The sequence below is a fragment of the Pseudomonas entomophila genome, assembly GCF_029193575.1.
In the GTDB taxonomy this organism is placed as follows: Bacteria; Pseudomonadota; Gammaproteobacteria; order Pseudomonadales; family Pseudomonadaceae; genus Aquipseudomonas; species Aquipseudomonas entomophila_G.
This window is the reverse complement of the sequence record NZ_JARGCS010000030.1, coordinates 44065-62649: the sequence shown is the minus strand read 5'-3', so window position 1 is coordinate 62649 and position 18585 is coordinate 44065. Positions and strand designations below refer to the sequence as shown.

13 protein-coding genes, 3 pseudogenes and 2 riboswitches are annotated in these 18585 nt (G+C 67.1%); of the genes and pseudogenes, 8 read left to right on the top strand and 8 right to left on the bottom strand.

Annotated features, from left to right (window positions below):
• Window positions 1-201: 201 nt before the first annotated feature.
• Complete coding sequence (locus tag P0Y43_RS13565; protein ID WP_275637759.1) at window positions 202-1527, bottom strand: sigma-54 dependent transcriptional regulator; 1326 nt, start codon at window positions 1525-1527, stop codon at window positions 202-204.
• 333 nt (window positions 1528-1860) lie between these two features.
• Here P0Y43_RS13565 and P0Y43_RS13560 point away from each other — a divergent pair, with 333 nt between their 5' ends.
• Window positions 1861-2127 (top strand): hypothetical protein, encoded by a 267-nt coding sequence (locus tag P0Y43_RS13560; protein WP_275637758.1) that lies wholly within the window; start codon window positions 1861-1863, stop codon window positions 2125-2127.
• Window positions 2128-2233: 106 nt separating this feature from the next.
• On the opposite strand, the gene P0Y43_RS13555 is transcribed toward P0Y43_RS13560, so the two are convergent.
• From P0Y43_RS13555 to cobW, 4 genes are all read right to left on the bottom strand, one after another.
• Window positions 2234-2821 carry a vWA domain-containing protein gene (locus P0Y43_RS13555; protein ID WP_430540250.1) on the bottom strand — a complete coding sequence of 196 codons (588 nt, stop codon included), beginning with the start codon at window positions 2819-2821 and terminating at the stop codon, window positions 2234-2236.
• Between the two features lie 83 nt (window positions 2822-2904).
• Window positions 2905-3906: an ATP-binding protein gene (locus tag P0Y43_RS13550; RefSeq protein ID WP_275637757.1), complete on the bottom strand. Its 1002-nt coding sequence runs from the start codon at window positions 3904-3906 to the stop codon at window positions 2905-2907.
• 1 nt (window position 3907) lies between these two features.
• A complete protein-coding gene (cobN, locus tag P0Y43_RS13545; protein WP_275637756.1) occupies window positions 3908-7669 on the bottom strand; it encodes a cobaltochelatase subunit CobN in 3762 nt (1253 codons plus the stop codon).
• Between the two features lie 3 nt (window positions 7670-7672).
• Complete coding sequence (cobW, locus tag P0Y43_RS13540) at window positions 7673-8746, bottom strand: cobalamin biosynthesis protein CobW (protein WP_275637755.1); 1074 nt, start codon at window positions 8744-8746, stop codon at window positions 7673-7675.
• Window positions 8747-8848: 102 nt separating this feature from the next.
• A riboswitch (cobalamin riboswitch) is annotated at window positions 8849-9045 on the bottom strand.
• A 104-nt stretch (window positions 9046-9149) separates the two neighbouring features.
• A riboswitch (cobalamin riboswitch) is annotated at window positions 9150-9373 on the top strand.
• Window positions 9374-9467: 94 nt separating this feature from the next.
• Between cobW and P0Y43_RS13535 the strand changes: the two genes are divergently transcribed.
• The 7 genes and pseudogenes from P0Y43_RS13535 to P0Y43_RS13505 all read left to right on the top strand — a co-directional run bounded on the left by P0Y43_RS13535 (window position 9468) and on the right by P0Y43_RS13505 (window position 15964).
• Window positions 9468-9653, top strand: a complete 186-nt coding sequence (locus P0Y43_RS13535; protein WP_275637754.1) for a CbtB domain-containing protein — start codon at window positions 9468-9470, stop codon at window positions 9651-9653.
• A 10-nt stretch (window positions 9654-9663) separates the two neighbouring features.
• Entirely contained in the window at window positions 9664-10359 is a 696-nt protein-coding gene (locus tag P0Y43_RS13530; protein ID WP_275637753.1) for a CbtA family protein, read from the top strand.
• Window positions 10359-10769, top strand: a complete 411-nt coding sequence (locus P0Y43_RS13525; protein ID WP_275637752.1) for a cobalamin biosynthesis protein — start codon at window positions 10359-10361, stop codon at window positions 10767-10769. Before P0Y43_RS13530 ends, P0Y43_RS13525 begins: the two co-directional genes overlap by 1 nt.
• 37 nt (window positions 10770-10806) lie before the next feature.
• Entirely contained in the window at window positions 10807-11556 is a 750-nt protein-coding gene (cobM, locus tag P0Y43_RS13520; protein ID WP_275637751.1) for a precorrin-4 C(11)-methyltransferase, read from the top strand.
• 74 nt (window positions 11557-11630) lie between these two features.
• Window positions 11631-11876, top strand: a complete 246-nt coding sequence (locus P0Y43_RS13515) for a DUF1272 domain-containing protein (protein WP_275637750.1) — start codon at window positions 11631-11633, stop codon at window positions 11874-11876.
• A gap of 205 nt (window positions 11877-12081) precedes the next feature.
• Window positions 12082-12696, top strand: a complete 615-nt coding sequence (locus P0Y43_RS13510; RefSeq protein WP_275637749.1) for a response regulator transcription factor — start codon at window positions 12082-12084, stop codon at window positions 12694-12696.
• Window positions 12697-12708: 12 nt separating this feature from the next.
• Window positions 12709-15964: pseudogene (locus tag P0Y43_RS13505) on the top strand (transporter substrate-binding domain-containing protein).
• On the opposite strand, the pseudogene P0Y43_RS27075 reads toward P0Y43_RS13505, so the two are convergent.
• The 3 genes and pseudogenes from P0Y43_RS27075 to P0Y43_RS13495 all read right to left on the bottom strand — a co-directional run.
• Window positions 15939-16370, bottom strand: a pseudogene (locus P0Y43_RS27075) (methyl-accepting chemotaxis protein); the annotation flags it as partial. The pseudogenes P0Y43_RS13505 and P0Y43_RS27075 overlap by 26 nt on opposite strands.
• Window positions 16371-16475: 105 nt before the next feature.
• Window positions 16476-17159, bottom strand: a pseudogene (locus tag P0Y43_RS27070) (PAS domain-containing protein); the annotation flags it as partial.
• 244 nt (window positions 17160-17403) lie between these two features.
• Window positions 17404-18423 (bottom strand): LacI family DNA-binding transcriptional regulator, encoded by a 1020-nt coding sequence (locus P0Y43_RS13495; protein ID WP_275637747.1) that lies wholly within the window; start codon window positions 18421-18423, stop codon window positions 17404-17406.
• Window positions 18424-18585 lie beyond the last annotated feature (162 nt).

The following is an 18585-nucleotide window of genomic DNA, read 5'->3' as shown; positions in this document are numbered from 1 at the left end:
TGGTTGCGGGGGATTGCGGAGGGAGTTGGGGAAGATTCCCCAGTGGGTTCCCCTGAATCGGGGTGGGGGGAATGGGCTGGCGTGGGTTCTATAGGGGTATCGCGAAGGGGTGCTTGAGTTGTTTAGTGCCGCTGAAATCGAGCGCCGCCCGCGCGGGGCTCGATCTCGAAACCACCATAGAACTCAAGACAGGCCAGCGCCTCAACGAATCTGATGCTTATGCAACAACCGATAGAACGTGGGCCGCGACACCCCCAACACCTTGGCCGCGATGCTCATGTTGTCGCTGTGCCGGTTGAGCACGTCGCACAGGGCCTGGCGTTCGGCGCGGTGCTTGTAGTCCTCCAGGGTGCCCAGCGGCTCGTCTTGCTGCTCGAGCACCTGCAACCCCAGGTCCTGCGCCTCGATCTGCCGCCCTTCGGCCAGCACCAGCCCACGGCGCACGCGGTTGGCCAACTCGCGCACATTGCCTGGCCAGTCATGCCGGCCCATGGCCGCCAATGCATTGTCGCTGAACGAGCGCGGCCGGCGCCCGGTTTCCAGGCTGTAGAAATGGGAAAAATGGTTGGCCAGCATCGACAGGTCGCCATGCCGGTCACGCAACGGCGCGGTCACCACCTGCAGCACGTTGAGCCGGTAATACAGGTCTTCACGGAAGCGCCCACGCTCGATCGCCTGCTCCAGGTCCACATGGGTCGCCGCCAGTACCCGCACGTCGACCGCGATCGGCTGGCTGCCGCCGACCCGCTCGATGTGCTTCTCCTGCAGGAAGCGCAGCAGGTTGGCCTGCAACTCCAGCGGCAAGTCACCGATCTCGTCGAGGAACAGCGTACCGCCATTGGCCGCCTCGATGCGCCCGACCTTGCGCTGGTGCGCGCCAGTGAAAGCGCCCTTCTCGTGGCCAAACAGCTCGGACTGGATCAGGTGCTCGGGAATCGCCCCGCAGTTGATTGGAATGAACGGCTTGTCGTGGCGCTGCGACTGGCGGTGCAAGGTGCGCGCGACCAGTTCCTTGCCGGTGCCGCTCTCGCCGCGGATCAACACCGGCGACTCGGTGGGCGCCAGCTTGCCGAGCAACTTGCGCAATTCGCGGATCGGTCGGCTCTCGCCCAGCAACTCGTGTTCGGGCTCATCGACCCGCACCGCGCCTTTGCCGCGCAAGCGCGCCATGCCGAAGGCGCGGCCGAGGGTGACCTGCACCCGCGACACATCGAACGGCAAGGTATGGAAGTCGAAGAACCATTCACAGACGAAATCACCGACGTTCTGCATGCGCAACTCTTCGGCGCTGAGCACGGCGATCCATTCGGTGTTGCTGCGCTTGATCAAATCCTTGACGGCATCCGGGTGGCGCAGGTGCGAGGCCTGCAAACGCAGCAGGCCGACATCGCAGGGGTGCTCCAGGGCCATACCCAGGGTACAACTGCGCACATCCCAACCCGAGCCACTAAGGCCTGGCAGTAGACGGTGGCAATCGTCGCAGGGGTCGACAATCAGCAGGCGGCGTTGGGATGCAGGTTCAAGCATGACCTATCCTTGGCGCCAATTTTCAGTTTTTTAATTAGAAACAGTAAGTTGCGGCGCCCGAATTAACAGTAGCAACGAACCTGACGGCGCCCACTACCGTTTGTCTGCCAATTACCCTCGCCCCAGGATAATCCGGGAATCTTTTTCAAGGGTTGGCGTCTGAGGCGGCACACACCGGGCCAACTTCCAGGCCTGCAAAAAAAATTTCAACGCCCGTGTGACTTCACCTTCGACTCGGAGCATCAGTACGAATAACCCCGCGCTGCCACCTTTACTTTCTATAGCACCGCGGACACACCTGTTGCTGTTTGGGACAACAAGAGAGACCGAACCATGAATGCTCCGCTGCGTGTCAACGAAGCCCTGCTGATCGCCGACCACGCTTTCGAACCCTTCCAGTGCGTCGCCTGGGATGCCCCCAACGGCACCGGCGAGCTAAGCCTGGCAGTGATTGACCGGACCAGCACCCGCATTGGCAGCAAGCAGGTATCTTCGCGCGTTTATTCCGACCCGGCGCAATGGGCCAGCCTGATCGAGGAAGTCCGTGCCGAACTCTTCGAGAAAGGTTACGCCCTGCAACCCTGGTCGATGCCTAAGTAATAACGGCGATCACCCAAAGTGCGTGTCTTGTCACGCACTTGGGCAACTTCCCTTCTGCCACCACGGCAACTTTGAAAGTGCCACAGCGCGTCGCACTTTTGTTATCTCAATCAAGCACTTTGAACTGTTCGACATGCTGGTACTGGGCCTGCAGTTGCTCGGCGAGCAAGCGTGCGCGCCCCAGGCGCACCGGCGCGGTCTCGATGTCCACCAGCAGGCACGGGCACGGCAGCGGCCGTGGCGCGTCCCAACGTTGCAGGCGCCCATCGGTGAACACCAGGCAGCGCTGGAGCTCCTGCGGGTAGCGTTGACGCCGGGTGAGCAGCCACTGGCGGGCCTGCTCCAGGGCGGCGAACAATGGCGTGCCACCCCCCGCCCCCAGCGCGCGCAACCACGGCTGCAAGGCCGCCGAGGCCTTAAGCCCATGGCGCTGCCACTGCGGCGAGTGCCCGCTGGCGGTGAGCAAGGCCAGGCGCGCGCGGGCGCGGTAGGCCTGGTCGAACAGCTCGGCCAAAGCGCCCTTGGCCTGGGCCAGGGACTGGTGACGGCGGGTTGACGCCGAAGCATCGACGATCACCAGCCACAGTTGCGGGGCCTGAGCATGGCGCTGTTGCCAGCGCAGGTCCTGAAACTGGCGTGGGCGCCCCTTCTGCAAGGTGGCGGCCCAGGCGACCTTGTGGCCACGCGCGGCCACCTGTGCGCGCCCACGGCTGGCGCCGATCAGGCTGCCGACGCGGGGTCTGGCATCCGCCGCCAGGGCGTCACGCGGGCGGATGCTCAGGGCTTTTTTACCCAGCTGGGCACCTCGCGCCGGGCGCTGCTGCTGACCGGCTGCGGCGCCAGCGCCCCCCAATCGCCCTGCCCGCCCTGGCCCTCGGCGCGCTGGCCACCGCCCTGCGGCGGCGCGGTGCTGGCGGGCGCGGGCTGCGGCTCGCGACGGCGGTGGCGCAAGGCGAACTCGGCCACCGCCGTCACATCGCCCTCCTCGATCGCCTGGCCACCACGCCAGGCCGCATGGGCGCGGGCGGCGCGCAACCAGACCAGGTCGGCGCGCAGGCCGTCCACGCCAGCAGCGAAGCAGCGCTCGGTGATCCAGGCCAGGGCCAGGTCGTCCAGCGCGATCCGTCCCAGCCGCTCGCGCGCCGCCTGGCAACGCGCACGCAGTTCGGCCTGGGCATCGGCCCACTGCGCGCAAAAGGCCTGCGGGTCACTGTCGAACGCCAAGCGCCGACGGATGATCTGCTGGCGCGCGTCCGGCGCGGGCAGCCCCGCGAGGGCGACGTTCAGGCCGAAGCGGTCGAGCAACTGCGGGCGCAGCTCGCCTTCCTCGGGGTTCATGGTGCCGATCAGCACGAAGCGCGCGTCATGCCGATGAGAGATACCGTCGCGCTCGACCCGGTTGGTGCCGCTGGCGGCCACGTCCAGCAGCAGGTCCACCAACGGGTCGGGCAGCAGGTTGACCTCGTCGACGTACAGCACCCCGCCGTCGGCCTGCGCCAGCACGCCGGGCGAGAAACGCGCCTGGCCCTGCCCCAGCGCAGCGTCGAGGTCGAGGGTGCCGACCACGCGCTCTTCGGTGGCGCCCAACGGCAAGGTGACGAACGGGCCGGAACCCAGCAGGTCGGCCAAGCCGCGTGCCAGGGTGCTCTTGGCCATGCCGCGCGGGCCCTCGATCAGCACACCGCCGATCTTCGGGTCGATAGCGGTCAGGCACAGCGCCAGTTTCAGGTCGTCGGCGCCGACCACGGCGGCCAGGGGGAATTGCAGGGGTTCACTCATTTCAAGACGCTTCCTCGCCGTCGAGCAGCTGCTGTTCGAGGGCTTCCTGGTAATCGCCCGGCGCCTGCCACAGGCCGCGCTGCTGAGCTTCCAGCAAACGTTCGGTGAGGTCGTGCAGGGCGTGGGGGTTGTGCTGGCGCATGAAGTCACGGGTCGCCGGGTCGAGCACGTAGGCATCGGCCAGGGCCTGGTAGTGGTGGTCGTCGATCAGGTGCGTGGTGGCGTCGAAGGCGAACAGGTTGTCGACCGTCGCCGCCAGCTCGAAAGCACCTTTATAGCCATGACGCTTGGCGCCGTCGATCCACTTGGGGTTGAGCGCGCGGGCGCGGATCACCCGGTTGAGCTCTTCTTTCAAGGTGCGGATGCGCGGGCGGTCGGCCTGGCTATGGTCGCCGTGGTAGCTCGCTCGGCGGGTGTCGGCCAGGGTTTCGGCCGCGGCCAGCATGCCGCCCTGGAACTGGTAGTAGTCGTTGGAGTCGAGCAGGTCATGCTCGTGGTTGTCCTGGTTCTGCAGCACCGCCTGCACCTGGGCCAGGCGTTGGGCGAACTGGGCGCGCGCCGGGGTGCCGTCGTCGGCGCCGCCGTAGGCGTAGCCACCGTGGTTGAGGTAGACCTCGGCCAGGTCGGCGCGGTCCTGCCACAGGCGCCCGTCGATGGCGTTCTGCACCCCGGCGCCGTAGGCCCCAGGCTTGGCGCCGAACACCCGCCAGCCGGCCTGCCGTGCCGCTTGCTCAGCGTCCACGCCCTCGGCCTGCAAGGCTACGCGCTCGGCGCGCACGCGGGCGGCCAGGGGGTTGAGGTCGTCCGGCTCATCCAGCCCCGCCACCGCCTGCACCGCCGCGTCGAACAGGCGGATCAGGTTGCCGAAGGCATCGCGGAAGAACCCCGACACGCGCAGGGTCACGTCCACCCGTGGGCGGTCGAGCAGGCTCAGGGGCAGGATCTCGAAATCGTCGACGCGCTGGCTGCCAGTGGCCCATACCGGGCGCACGCCCATCAGCGCCAGGGCCTGTGCGATGTCGTCGCCGCCGGTGCGCATGGTCGCGGTGCCCCACACCGACAGGCCGAGCTGGCGCAGGTGGTCGCCATGGTCTTGCAGGTGGCGTTCGAGAATCAGGTTGGCCGAGGCGAAGCCCAGGCGCCAGGCGGTGGTGGTGGGCAGGTTGCGCACGTCAACGGTGTAGAAGTTGCGCCCGGTGGGCAGCACGTCCAGGCGACCACGGCTGGGCGCGCCACTGGGGCCAGCGGGCACGAAGCGCCCGGCCAGGGCCGCCAACAGACCGCCCAGCTCGGCGTCGCCGCAGCCGTCCAGGCGTGGCGCGACGTGCTCGAGCAGGCCTTGCAGCACCTCGCGCACGCCTGCCCAGGCGGCTTCGTCGGGCAATTGCAGGCGCTGCGCCAGGGCCTGGTCGATCAGTTCCAGGGCCAACAGCTCTAGGCGTTCGCGGGTGTCGCCGTGGGTTCGCCACAGGGCCGGGTCCAGGGCTTGCAGGGCTTCGGGGCGCGGCCCCTGCCAAGGGGCGCCGAGGTCGCAGTCGAGCGGGTCAAAGCCCAACGCCAGCGCCCGGGCCAGGGTGCGGATCAGGCTGGCGTTGGCACCCCGGCCGTCGCCACGGTCGACGCGCAGCAGGGCCAACAGCGTGTCGCGGCGCAGGCGCCCTTCGGGGGACTGGCCGAACACATGCAGGCCATCACGGATCTGCGACTCCTTAAGGTCGCACAGATAGGTGTCCAGGCGCGGCAGCCACACGGCCGCATCCTCCAACTGCCCTTCCAGCTCAAGCTCGCGGTCGATGTGGTTGGCCTTGACCAGCTCGAGGATGTCCCGTTGCAACTCGCGGGCGCGGCGCGGGTCGAGCAGTTGCGCCTCGTAGTACTCGTCGGCCAACTGCTCCAGGTGGCGCAGTGGGCCGTAGGTTTCGGCGCGGGTCAGTGGCGGCATCAGGTGGTCGATGATCACCGCCTGGGTGCGGCGCTTGGCCTGGGCACCCTCGCCCGGGTCGTTGACGATGAACGGGTAGATGTTCGGCAACGGGCCGAGCAGCGCATCCGGCCAGCATTCGCGGGACAGGCCCACGCCCTTGCCGGGCAGCCACTCCAGGTTGCCGTGCTTGCCGACGTGGATGACCGCGTCGGCGGCAAAGCCGTTGCGCAGCCAGAAATGAAACGCCAGGTAGCCGTGCGGCGGCACCAGGTCGGGGTCGTGGTAGACCGCGCTGGGGTCGACCTGGTAGCCGCGCGCCGGCTGGATGCCGACGAAGGTGAGGCCATAGCGCAGGCCGGCGACCATCAGACGCCCGGCACGGAACATCGGGTCTTGCTCGGGCGCGCCCCAGCGCTCCAGCACCGCACGCTGGTTGGCATCGGGCAGTTGGGCGAAGGCGGCGTGGTAGTCGTCCAGGCTCAGGCTCTGCGCGCAGGGGCGCTGGTCGAGGTGGTCGAGGTCGTTGGTCACACCGCCGAGCAGCTCATGGATCAGCGCGGTGCCGCTGCCTGGCAGCCCAGCCACCGGGTAACCCTCGGCCTGCAAGGCGTGCAGGATGTTCAGCGCGGCGCCCGGAGTGTCGAGGCCGACGCCGTTGCCGATGCGCCCATCGCGGGTCGGGTAGTTGGCCAGCACCAGGGCCACGCGTTTCTGCGCGTTGGGCAGACGCGCCAGCTCGACCCAGCGCCGGGCCAGCTCGGCAACGAAGTCCATGCGCTCGGGGTGGGCTCGGTAGCAGACCACGTCGGACTGGCTGCGCTCGCTGCGCCAGGCCAGGTCCTTGAAGCTCACCGGGCGGGTGATGATGCGCCCGTCCAGTTCCGGCAAGGCGATGTGCATGGCCAGGTCACGCGCCCCCAGGCCCTGCTCGCTGGCTTCCCAGGCAGGTTGGTTGTCCTGCGCGCAGATCGCCTGCAACACCGGAACGTCGCGGCGCAACGGGCGCAGACTGGCTTGTTCGGGGCTGGACAGGGCGAAACCGGTGGTGTTGATGATCACCTCGGCACCGACCTCGTCGAGCCAGGCCTCGACCTGGGCCAGGCAGGCGCTTTCCTTGAGACTGGCCACGGCGATCGGCAACGGGTTGAGCCCGGCCGCCTGCAAGCGCTGGCAGAACACATCGATAAAGGCAGTGTTGGCCGCCTGCAGGTGCGAGCGATAGAACAGCACCGGCGCCACCGGCTGCTCGGGGTGCCATTGCCCGTACCAGTCCTCCAGCACAGCGCTGGCCTTGGCTGGATGGTAGACCGTGGTGCGCGGCAGCGGCTGCGGCTCGTGCCACTCATAGTCACGCCCCAGCCACTGGCTGGCCAGGCAGTTGAACAGGCTCAGCGCATTGGCCTTGCCGCCTTGGCGCAGGTAGTGCCAGAGGCGTTCGGCCTGCTCGCCGGTGACGCTGCCCAGGCCGGTCAATTCCGGGTCGGGGCGGTCGTCGCCGGGCACCAGGATCAGTTGCACGCCACGCGCGGCCAGCTCGACCAGTTGCTCGACGCCGTAGCGCCAGTAGCCGACGCCGCCGTGCAGCGACACCAGGATCACCTTGGCATGGCGCAGCACCTCGTCGACATACAGGTCGACCGAGGCGTGGTTCTGCACCTGCATCGGGTTGGCCAGGCGCAGGCTGGGGAAGTCGTCCGGCAACTGCTCGGCGGTTTCAGCGAGCAGTGCCAGGTGGGAGTCGCCGCTGCAGAGGATCACCAGGTCGGCGGGGGTTTGGCCGAGGTCGGCGATGCTGTCGTCCGGCACGAAGCCGCCGGGCTGGGTCCGCAGCAGGTGCATCGGTCAGGCGCCCAGGGCCTGGCGCAGGCGCGCCTCCAACAGGGCGGCGTCGAGGTCCTGGCCGATCAGCACCAGGCGGGTGATGCGCGGTTCGTCGCTGCGCCAGGCGCGGTCGAAGTGCTTGTCGAAGCGCGTGCCCACGCCCTGGATCAACAAGCGCATCGGCTTGCCGGGGATGGCGGCGAAGCCCTTGGCGCGCAGGATGCCGTATTCGGTGACCAGTTGGGTCAGGGCGTCGAGCAGCAGGCTTTCATCGGCTTCGGGCAGGTCGAGGGAGATCGAGTCGAAGGCATCGTGGTCATGGTCGTCGTGGTCGTCGCCGTCTTCATGATGGTGCGAATCGTGATGGGTGCGACGGCCATCGATGTGCGCCTCGGATTCCGCGCCCACGCCCAGCAGCACCTCCAATGGCAGGCGGCCGCTGCTGGCTTCGATCACCTTGACCGCCGGTGGCAGTTCCTCGGCGACTTCCGCGCGAACCTTGGCCAGGCCGTCGGCGTCGATCAGGTCGGCCTTGTTCAGCACCACCAGGTCGGCGCTGGCCAGTTGGTCGGCGAACAGTTCATGCAGCGGGGATTCGTGGTCCAGGTTCGGGTCAAGCTTGCGCTGGGCATCGACCTGGTCGGGGTAGGCGGCGAAGGTGCCGGCGGCCACGGCCGGGCTGTCGACCACGGTGATCACCGCGTCGACGGTGCAGGCGTTGCGGATTTCCGGCCACTGGAAGGCTTGCACCAGCGGCTTGGGCAGGGCCAGGCCACTGGTTTCGATGAGGATGTGGTCGAGGTCGGCGCGACGCGCCACCAGCTCGCGCATCACCGGGAAGAACTCTTCCTGCACGGTGCAGCACAGGCAACCGTTGGCCAGTTCGTAGACGCGGCCGTTGGCTTCTTCCTCGGTGCAGCCGATGCTGCATTGCTTGAGGATTTCGCCGTCGATGCCCAGTTCGCCGAATTCGTTGACGATCACCGCGATGCGGCGGCCCTGGGCATTGTCGAGCATGTGGCGCAGCAAGGTGGTCTTGCCCGAGCCGAGGAAGCCAGTGACGATGGTGACGGGGAGCTTGGCCAGTGTTTTCATGTCGCGGTGCCCTTGGCGGATAGGGGCGCGGGCATGCGGGACGACAGCTGCGGGCCGTGCCGGCCGGGCCTGTTCGCCACCGGATCACCCCGCCCGGTTGAAAGTCGAAGACGTATCGAGGCAGGTCTCCTGGCTCGCAGCCCACCGGCGCGGGCCGGTCGGACGACGCCTTCCCGCGCGCGGCGCAGTGGCTGTGTCGGTCCTGTGGATGCTTACAGTTGCGGGGGCAGCCGCGGCTTGTACCGCGTTCCCGTCTTAGCTCCGGCTGGCGCCGGAGAACCTCGAAGGGGCAAAGGCTACGCAGTGGCTGGCGGGTGGTCAACTGTTGGCTGCTCGCCGGCCCCGCGCCAGGGCAGGCACGAACGACGGTTTTGCAATTGACTGAAACATTTCCACATGATCTTCTAACGTATTACGTTCGGGTGCCCCAGACCGGGGTGAAACGGGAAACCGGTGCGTCGCAGGCCTTCCAAGGCCCCGACAAGGCCGGCGCTGCCCCCGCAACGGTAAGCGAGTGAAGCGTCAATGCCACTGTGCCCGTCATATGGCATGGGAAGGCGACGCGCCCCAGGAGTCGCCAGGCTCCTCCTCGCAAGCCCGGAGACCGGCCCGACGTCGAATGATTACCCCGCGGTGGGCGGGCGCTGTCGCATTTCCCTGGACGAGTCGTGCCCGGGGTCGCCGCGCTTGCCCATTGCCAAAACAAGCAGAGGAAAGCGTCATGCCCATCACCAGCGCCAAACACAGCATCGCCACCCCCGTCAGCCTCAGCCAGCGCCTCGTCGTGGCCGTCGGTGCCAGCCTGCTGGGCCTGTGCCTGATCTACTTCGCCGGCTTCTCGCACATCGAAGCGGTGCACAACGCCGCCCACGACACCCGCCACAGCGCCGCCTTCCCCTGCCACTGAGTAGCCACCCATGATCAAGCGTATCGCCCGTACCGCGGGCTTCAGTGGCCTGCTCGCCGCCCTGCTGCTGACCCTGCTGCAAAGCTTCTGGGTCGCCCCGTTGATCCTCAAGGCCGAAACCTACGAGAACGCCGCTCCCGCCGCCGAGCACCATGAGCACGCCGCAGGCGAAGCCGTGGCTGCCCACGAGCACAGCGAGGAAGCCTGGTCGCCGGAAGACGGCTGGCAGCGCGTGCTGTCGACCACCGGGGGCAACCTGGTGGTCGCGGTCGGCTTCGCGCTGATTCTCGCCGCCCTGTACAGCCTGCGCGAGCCGAGCCGTGTCGGCATCGGCGCACTGTGGGGGCTGGCCGGCTTCGCGGTGTTCTGCCTGGCACCGACCCTGGGCCTGCCGCCGGAACTGCCGGGTACCGCCGCCGCCGACCTCGGTCAGCGCCAGACCTGGTGGATCGGCACCGCCGCCGCCACGGCCGCCGGCCTGGCGCTGCTGGTGTTCGCCCAGCACTGGCTGCTCAAGGTGCTGGGCGTGGCCCTGCTGGTGGTTCCGCACCTGATCGGCGCGCCACAGCCGGAAGTCCATGAAAGCCTGGCTCCGGAAGCCCTCGAAGCACAGTTCAAGCTCGCTTCGTGGCTGACCAACGCCGCCTTCTGGGTTGCCCTGGGCCTGCTCAGCGCCTGGTTCTACCGCCGCGCCAGCCAGGCCTGATGACGCCGCTCGCCGAAACACCGGCGCTGTATGCCGGTTTCGGCTGTCGCAAGGGCTGCCCGGTCGAGACCCTGCACGCCCTGCTGCACTCCACCCTCCACGCCTACGGCCTGCCCCTGGCGGCCGTACAGGGTATCGCCAGCCTTGCCCTGAAGGCCGACGAGCCAGGGTTGCAGTGCCTGGCCGAGCGTCTCGAGCTGCCGCTGGTGCTGTTCGACGCCGCCAGTGTGCAGCCATTCGCCGCGCAGCTCAGCCACCATTCCCCCGCCGCATTCGCCCACAGCGGCTGCTGGGGCGTGGCCGAGAGCACGGCGCTGGCCTTGGCCCAGCGCAGTCACTCCCAGGCACGCTTGCGCGTGCCCCGCCAAGTGCTCGGCCCGGCTACCCTGGCGCTGGCCATCGGCGGATAATCGCCCCATCTTTTCCCGCAACCTCCAAGGACGTGCCATGACGGTCTATTTCATCGGCGCCGGCCCCGGCGACCCTGAGCTGATCACGGTCAAGGGCCAGCGCCTAATCCGCCAATGCCCAGTGATCATCTACGCCGGCTCCCTGGTGCCGCCCGCCGTGCTCGAAGGGCACCAGGCCGACACCGTGATCAACAGCGCCGAATTGCACCTGGAGCAGATCATCGAGGCGATCCGCGTCGCGCATGCCAACGGCCAGGACGTGGCCCGCGTGCACAGCGGCGACCCCAGCCTGTACGGCGCCATCGGCGAGCAGATCCGGCACCTGCGCGCACTGGGTATCGACTACCAGATCATCCCTGGCGTCACCGCCACCGCTGCCAGCGCCGCGCTGCTCGGGTGCGAGCTGACCCTGCCGGAGGTGGCGCAGACCGTGATCCTCACCCGTTACGGCGACAGCTCACCGATGCCCGCTGGCGAACAGCTGGCCGACCTGGCTCGACACCGCAGCACCCTGGCGATCCACCTGGGGGTACGCCACCTGCCGCGCATCGTCGAGGAACTGCTACCGCACTACGGCGCTGAATGCCCGGTGGCGGTGGTGCACCGTGCCACCTGGCCCGACCAGGATTGGGTCAAGGCGACCCTGGGGGATATCGTCGAACGTGTCACGGCCAAGGGTTTCCGGCGTACCGCTCTGATTTTGGTCGGCCATGTGCTCGGCGATGCCCCCTTCGCCGAATCTGCGCTTTACCGTGCCGGGCATGCGCACCTGTACCGCCCCGGCTGAAAGCACGCACTGGGGTTGCGCAAGCCCCAGGCGCGGCCCACACTGCAGGACCTCCCGCTCACCGGAGCCCTGCCATGCTGGAGCTGCGCCCCAACTGCGAATGCTGCGACATCGACCTACCCGGCGACAGCGCGGACGCGCTGATCTGCTCGTTCGAATGCACCTTCTGCCGAACCTGCGCCGAACAGCACCTGCAAGGCCGTTGCCCGAACTGCGCCGGCCAACTGGTGCAGCGCCCAACCCGCGTAGGCAGCGCATTGCATAACAACCCGGCATCGCGCCAACGTGTGCACAAGCCACACCCAGGCTGCACCGCCTAACCTCCCTCGCGGCGTGTTGGTCTCTCGCACACGCCCATAGTTCTTGTAGGGCTTTTCAACAAAGCCAACAGGCATTTTCAACACTCCTATACTCGCCATTACTAAACATCGCGAATCTACGTATCGTGCGCGCAGCCAGATTGGCCCTACAGACGCACGCCTGCTGCTTCAGGATGCGCATCACATTTCCTACAGGAGTTCCTCGATGACAACCGTGCTGATGGTCGATGACCACCCCACCGTCAGGCTCGCTGTGCGCATGCTGCTCGAACGTGAACGCTTCACCATCGTCGGCGAATGCGGCGATGGCATCCAAGCGGTACACATGGCGCGCAAACTCAACCCCAAGGTGGTCGTGCTCGACATCGGCCTGCCGGGCCTGGATGGCATGGAGGTCATCAAGCGCCTGCAACTGCTCGAACCTGCACCGAAGATCATGGTGCTCACCGGCCAACCCGCCGACCTTTACGTGCGCCGCTGCCTGGATGCCGGGATCGCCGCCTTCGTCAACAAGGACGAAGACCTCGAGGCCGTTGTGTTCGCTCTCAAGGCACTGGTCAAGGGCTATTCGACCTTTCCGCAGATGTCGGTCAACAGCAACAACCTCGAAAGCGAATCGGTACGCCTGGGCAGCTTGTCCAACCGCGAAATGGAAGTACTGCGGCGGCTATCACGCGGTGAGAACAACAAGTACATCGGCGAGAGGATGAACCTCAGCGCCAAGACCATCAGCACCTACCGTGGGCGCATCATGGAAAAACTCAAGACCGAGTCGCTGGTGGAGATGGTCGATCTCGCCAAGCGTAACCAGGTCCACTGACCGCGCGGCCCGATGAGCGCCTCATTGCCGGGTGTGCTGCTGGCGCTGCTGCTGGTGCTGCCAACTCACGCCCTGGCCAATAGCGAGCCACGCCAGTTGCTGGCCCGCTCACAGAGTGTCGCGCCCCCCTTGCCATTGCCAGCCGCCGACCGCCAATGGCTGGCGCAACGCAAGGTGCTGATACTGGGCAGTTCCAGCCCGGATTACCCGCCCTTCGACATCAACGTCAGCCTGCATGACTACGAGGGCCTGAGCGCCGACTTCGCCGGCCTGGTGGGCGAACAGCTCGGTATCCGCCTCGATGTACGACGCTTCCCCAGCCGCCAGGCGGCCATCGACGCCTTGGTTCGCGGGCAGATCGACCTGCTCGGCAGCTCCAACGGTTTCGAGGCCAACGATGCCCAGCTCGCCTTGAGCCAACCCTATGCCGACGACCTGCCCGTGATCGTCACCCGCACCGACCATGCGCTGCGCAGCGACGCCAGCCTGGCCGGGCAGCGCCTGGCGATGGTCGACCACTACCTGCCACTGGCGAGTATCCAGGCGCTCTACCCAACGGCCCAACTGCGCCTCTATCGCTCCACCCTGGCGGGCTTCAACGCGGTGGCCCAGGGTGAGGCCGACGCCTATATCGGCGATGCCATCAGCTCGGACTTCCTCATCGGCGGCACCTACCCCGGCATGATGCGCATCGACCATTTCGCGCCCACGCCCGTGGGCACCTTCGCCTTCGCCCTGGCCAACGACAATCCGATCTTGCTGCGGCTGGTCAACCAGGCGCTGGCGCGGGTCACTGACAGCGAACGCCTGAACATCCTGCGCCGCTGGACCAGCGGCAATACCCGGCTGTTGCTGCAACGCCAGCTGGCCAGCCTGACACCTGACGACCAGGCCTGGATCGCTCGCCACCCCACCGTCCGCGTGCTGATCAATACGGCCCTTGCGCCCCTCACCTTCAATGACCAGCAGCAAGCCGCCCATGGCATCACCCTCGACCTGCTCAAGCAGATCGGCCTGCGTACAGGGCTGCGGTTCGAGACGATCGAGCGCGACTCGGTGCCGGCCATGGTCGATGAGGTGGCACGCGGCGAGGCCGACATGATCGGTGCGCTGGACTATGGCCCGCAGCGCCTGACCCGCCTGCTCTACACCCGCCCCTACCTGATCACCCCCCGGGCCGTGGTAGTGCGCAGCAATGCCCACCCCCCTGCGACACTGGATGGCCAGCGCGTGGCGCTGGTACGCGACGCCTCACAGCATGCCGCATTGCTGGCACGCTACCCGCATGCCCAGGTGGTGGAGGTCGGCAACGCCTTGGCCCTGCTGGAAGCGGTGGCCAATGGCAATGCCGACGTCGCGCTGATCGGCCACCTTACCGCCACCTATTACATCGGCCAGGTATTCAGGGACCAGTTGCGCATCGCCGGGCTGCAGGACGATGCACCAACCATCGCCGCCTTCGCCGTGGCGCCGAACCTGCCGCAGTTGCAATCGATCCTGGACAAGGCGCTGATCAGCATCCCCCCCGAAGAGCTGGACCAGTTGATCAACCGCTGGCGTACCCGTGTCGTGGCCAGCGACAGCCCATGGCGCAACTACCGCACCCTCGCGCTGCAATTGCTGGTGCTGTCCTCGCTGCTGCTGGCCGGCGTGGTGTTCTGGAACAGCTACCTGCGCAAGCTGATCAACCAACGTGGCGAAGCCCAGCGGGCATTGCAGGCCCAGCTCAACCTCAGCCGCGGCCTGCTCGACCAGTTGCGCCAGGCCAAGGAAGACGCCGAACAGGCCAGCCAGGCCAAGAGCAGCTTCCTGGCGATCATGAGCCACGAGATCCGCACCCCGATGAACGCCGTGATCGGCCTGCTGGAACTGGCCCTGGAAGACAGCCGCCAGGGCCGCAGCGATCCTCTGGCGCTGAAGACCGCGCATGACTCGGCGCTGGGGCTGCTGGAGCTGATCGGCGATATCCTCGACATCTCGCGTATCGAGGCCGGCCACATGACCCTGCACCCGGCGGCCATCGACCTGGTCGAGTTGGTGCGTGCGAGCTTGCGGGCATTCGACGGCAACGCACGGATCAAGGGCCTGGCGCTGCGTGCCGAACTGCCCGAGGCACCGCTGTGGGTGAACGCCGACCCGGTACGGGTTCGCCAGGTGCTGTCCAACCTGTTGAGCAACGCTATCAAGTTCACCGACCAAGGCCAGGTGGACGTCAGCCTTGCCGTAACGCCGGCCACGACTGCAGATAGCCCTGCACGTCCAGGACAGCGGCGTCGGCATCAGCCCAACCGACCAGGCCCGGTTGTTCCAGAGCTTCGCCCAACTCGACGGCAACCATGCCCGCCAGGGCGCCGGCCTGGGCCTGGTGATCAGCCGCACGCTGTGCCAGCTCATGGGCGGTGAGTTGCGCTTGCACAGTGTGCAGGGCGTAGGCACGCGGATCGATGTGCAACTGCTGCTGACCCGCGCGACACCCGCGGCGAACGACACGCCAACACCGCCGCAGGCGCCGCTCGAGGGCGGCACGCTGCAGGTGCTGGTCGCCGATGACTACCCCGCCAACCTGATGCTGCTGGAGAAGCAGCTGCACAGCCTGGGCCATCGCGTGACCCTGGCTGAAAATGGCGAGCGAGCCCTGGCCCTCTGGCGCAGCGCGCGCTTCGACCTGGTGATCACCGATTGCAGCATGCCGGTGATGGACGGCTACACACTGACCCGGCACATTCGCGCCGACGAGCGCCAGCGCGGCCTGGCGCCATGCAGGGTGCTGGGTGTGACGGCCAACGCCCAGGCCGAGGAACGCGAACGCTGCCTGGCCGCGGGCATGGATGAATGCCTGTTCAAGCCGATCGGCTTGCAAGCGCTGCGCCGCCACCTACCCCTTGGCCCCAGCCCCGCCGCGACCACCCCGCCCGCCCCGAGCAGCGGCTTCGACCTGGCGCAGCTCAACCACCTGACCCAGGGCGACGCGCAACTGACCCGGCGTTTGCTCGAACAGCTGGCCCAGAGCACCGCCGAAGATCTCCTGGACCTGAGCGCATTGGTCGACACCCCCGACGACGAACGCCTACCGCCCCTGGTGCATCGCATCAAGGGCGGCGCGCGCATGCTCAAGGTGCGGGGTGTAGTGCGCGACTGCGAGGCCGTGGAGCAGAGCCTCGCACGGGGTGAGCCAAGCACTGCGCCGCTGCAACGCCTGGAGGCCAACCTTCAGGGGCTGCAACGGCAGTTGCGCGAAGGCCTCAGTGCAATTGCAGGGTCGAACTGATCTGGCTGATGGCGTCGACCACGTGGCGTGAGCCCTGCTGGATCTCCATGATCACCGTGCCGGCCTCGTTGGCCAGCTCCACGCCCAGGTCGGTGCGCGACAAGCTCGACTGCATGCTGGCCACCGCGGTCAATGACAAGTCATGGTTCTGCCGCACCACCTCGACGATCTCCAGGGTCGCCTTGCTGGTGCGTGCCGCCAGGCTGCGTACTTCGTCCGCCACCACCGCGAAACCGCGCCCGTGCTCGCCAGCGCGGGCGGCCTCGATGGCGGCGTTGAGCGCCAGCAGGTTGGTCTGGTCGGCAATGCCACGGATGGTCAACACGATCTGCCCAATCTGCTCCGACTGCTTGCTCACCGCATCGATGCTGCGCGCCGCGTCGTTGAGCTCGACGGAAATCTGCTCGATCACCTGCACCGCCTGCTGCACCACCTGGGTGCCTTTGCGCGCGCAGGCGTCGGTCTGCACGGAGCTGGCGTGGGCGGCATCGGCGGCACTCTGCTGGGTGCTGACCTGGTGTGTGATGTCGCTGGCGAACTTCACCACCTTGTACAGGCGGCCCTTGTTGTCGAAGATCGGGTTGTAGGAGGCTTCCAGGTACACGGTCTGGCCGTGCTTGTTGATGCGCTCGAAGCGGTGCGAGTGGTACTCGCCGCGGTTGAGCGAGGCCCAGAACTCTCGGTACTGCGCCGACTCGCGCTCATGGGGCAGGCAGAACAGGCCGTGATGGCGCCCCACCACTTCTTCCAGGCGGTAACCCATGGTGTCGAGGAAATTCTGGTTGGCGGTGATGACCCGCCCTTCGGGGGTGAACTCGATCACCGCCATGGAGCGGCCAATGGCCTTGAGCAGGCTTTCACTCTCGTGCTCGTCGTTGACCCGCCGGGTGATGTCCGACGCCACCTTGATCACGCTGGTGACCTGCTGGCGCTCGTCGAGCACGGGCATGTAGCTGGCCTCGAGCCAAACCTCGCGACCGCCCTTGTCGACACGCTCGAAGGTGCCGCTGATCGCCTTGCCCTGGCCCAGCTCGCGCCACAATTGCTGGTATTCGGCGCTTTTGGCGTAGGTCGGGGTGCAGAACAGCCGATGGTGCTTGCCATGGATCTCGTCGGCGCTGTAACCCATCGTCGCGCAAAAGTTGTCGTTGGCATCCAGGATGGTGCCATCGGGCGCGAACTCGATCATCGCCATCGAACGGCTGATCGCCGCCAGCTTGGCATCCATGCCCACCAGCGCCTGCCGGCAGCGCTGGATCTCGACCAGGTCGGACTTGCGGTGATACTCGAACATGAGACCGGATTCCTTTATGCGCGGGGTTTCCTGAGCATAGATGGGCGCCGCTGCCATGCAAGCGTTCTGATATCACCTAGGGATTATGCCGGGGGGGCGTTATGGGCTGGGGTGCCGGCCCTAGCCCGCTCAGGCACCGCGGCCCTCAGGAACTCTCCCGCACCATCAACTCGAACCCCAGGTCCTGCTGCGCCACCGCCACCCGCTTGCCGTCCAGCAGGCTCAGCAGCGCCTGCGCCGCGCTGCGCCCCACCGCCGCCCTAGGCGTGCGGATCGAGGTCAGCCTAGGCACCATGTGCGCCGACGCCGGCAGGTCGTTGAAGCCCACCATCGCCACCCGCTTCGGCACCTCGATACCCTCGCGCAGTGCCTGGAGCACCGCGCCTTGGGCCAGGTCGTCGTTGCAGAAGAAGATCCCGTCGACATCCGGCGCCTTCGCCAGCAGACGACTGAACAGCGTGCCGCCCAGGCCGATGGACGATGGTTGCGGGTCCAGCATCTCCAATTCCGGCGCCGGCAGCCCAGCCTCGGCCAGGGCCTGGCGGAACCCCTCGGCGCGTTGCATCACCCGCGGGTCGAGCTGTGCGGCGATGAAGGCCAGGCGCCGACGACCACGCTCGAGCAAGTGACGCGCGGCAGCGGCCCCCGCCTGCTGCTGGGAAAACCCTACCGAAAGCGCCTCCGGCGCACCGCCCAGCTCCATCATGTGCACGCAGGGCACAGCGCTGGCCGCAAGCATCTGCCGCGCGGCATCGCTGCGCTCGAAGCCGGTGAGCAGCATGCCGCACGGCTGGTAGGCCAGGTAGTTGCGAATGAGGTTTTCTTCTTCGGCGATATCGTAGTGATAGTTGCCGATCAGCACTTCAAGGCCGCGCGGGCGCATGACCTCGTGGATGGCCTCGAGGGTGTCGATGAACAGTTGGTTGGACAACGACGGAATCAGCACCACCACCGACTGGCTGCGCGCCGAAGCCAGGGCGCGGGCTGCGGGGTTGGCCACGTAACCCAAGCTGGCGGCGGCGGCCATCACTTTTTCCACCAAGGGTGGGGCCACCGTGCTGACGCCGCGCAGGGCACGCGAAGCGGTGATCGGGGAAACGCCGGAGAGCCTGGCGACTTCGGCCAGGGTGGGGCGACCGGTGGTACGGGAGCCTGTACGGGACATGGGTGTTGTAATTTTACTACTTGCCAGGAAGGGGAACGGCCTCTAAGGTAGCGCTGTCTCAGGACACAGGCAACGTAATCTTCGGCCTGGCGTCCATACTGCGTCTGACAAAACCAATAACACCCGGGAGGGTGGCGCCCGCACCATCGCTCTTCGAGCTTG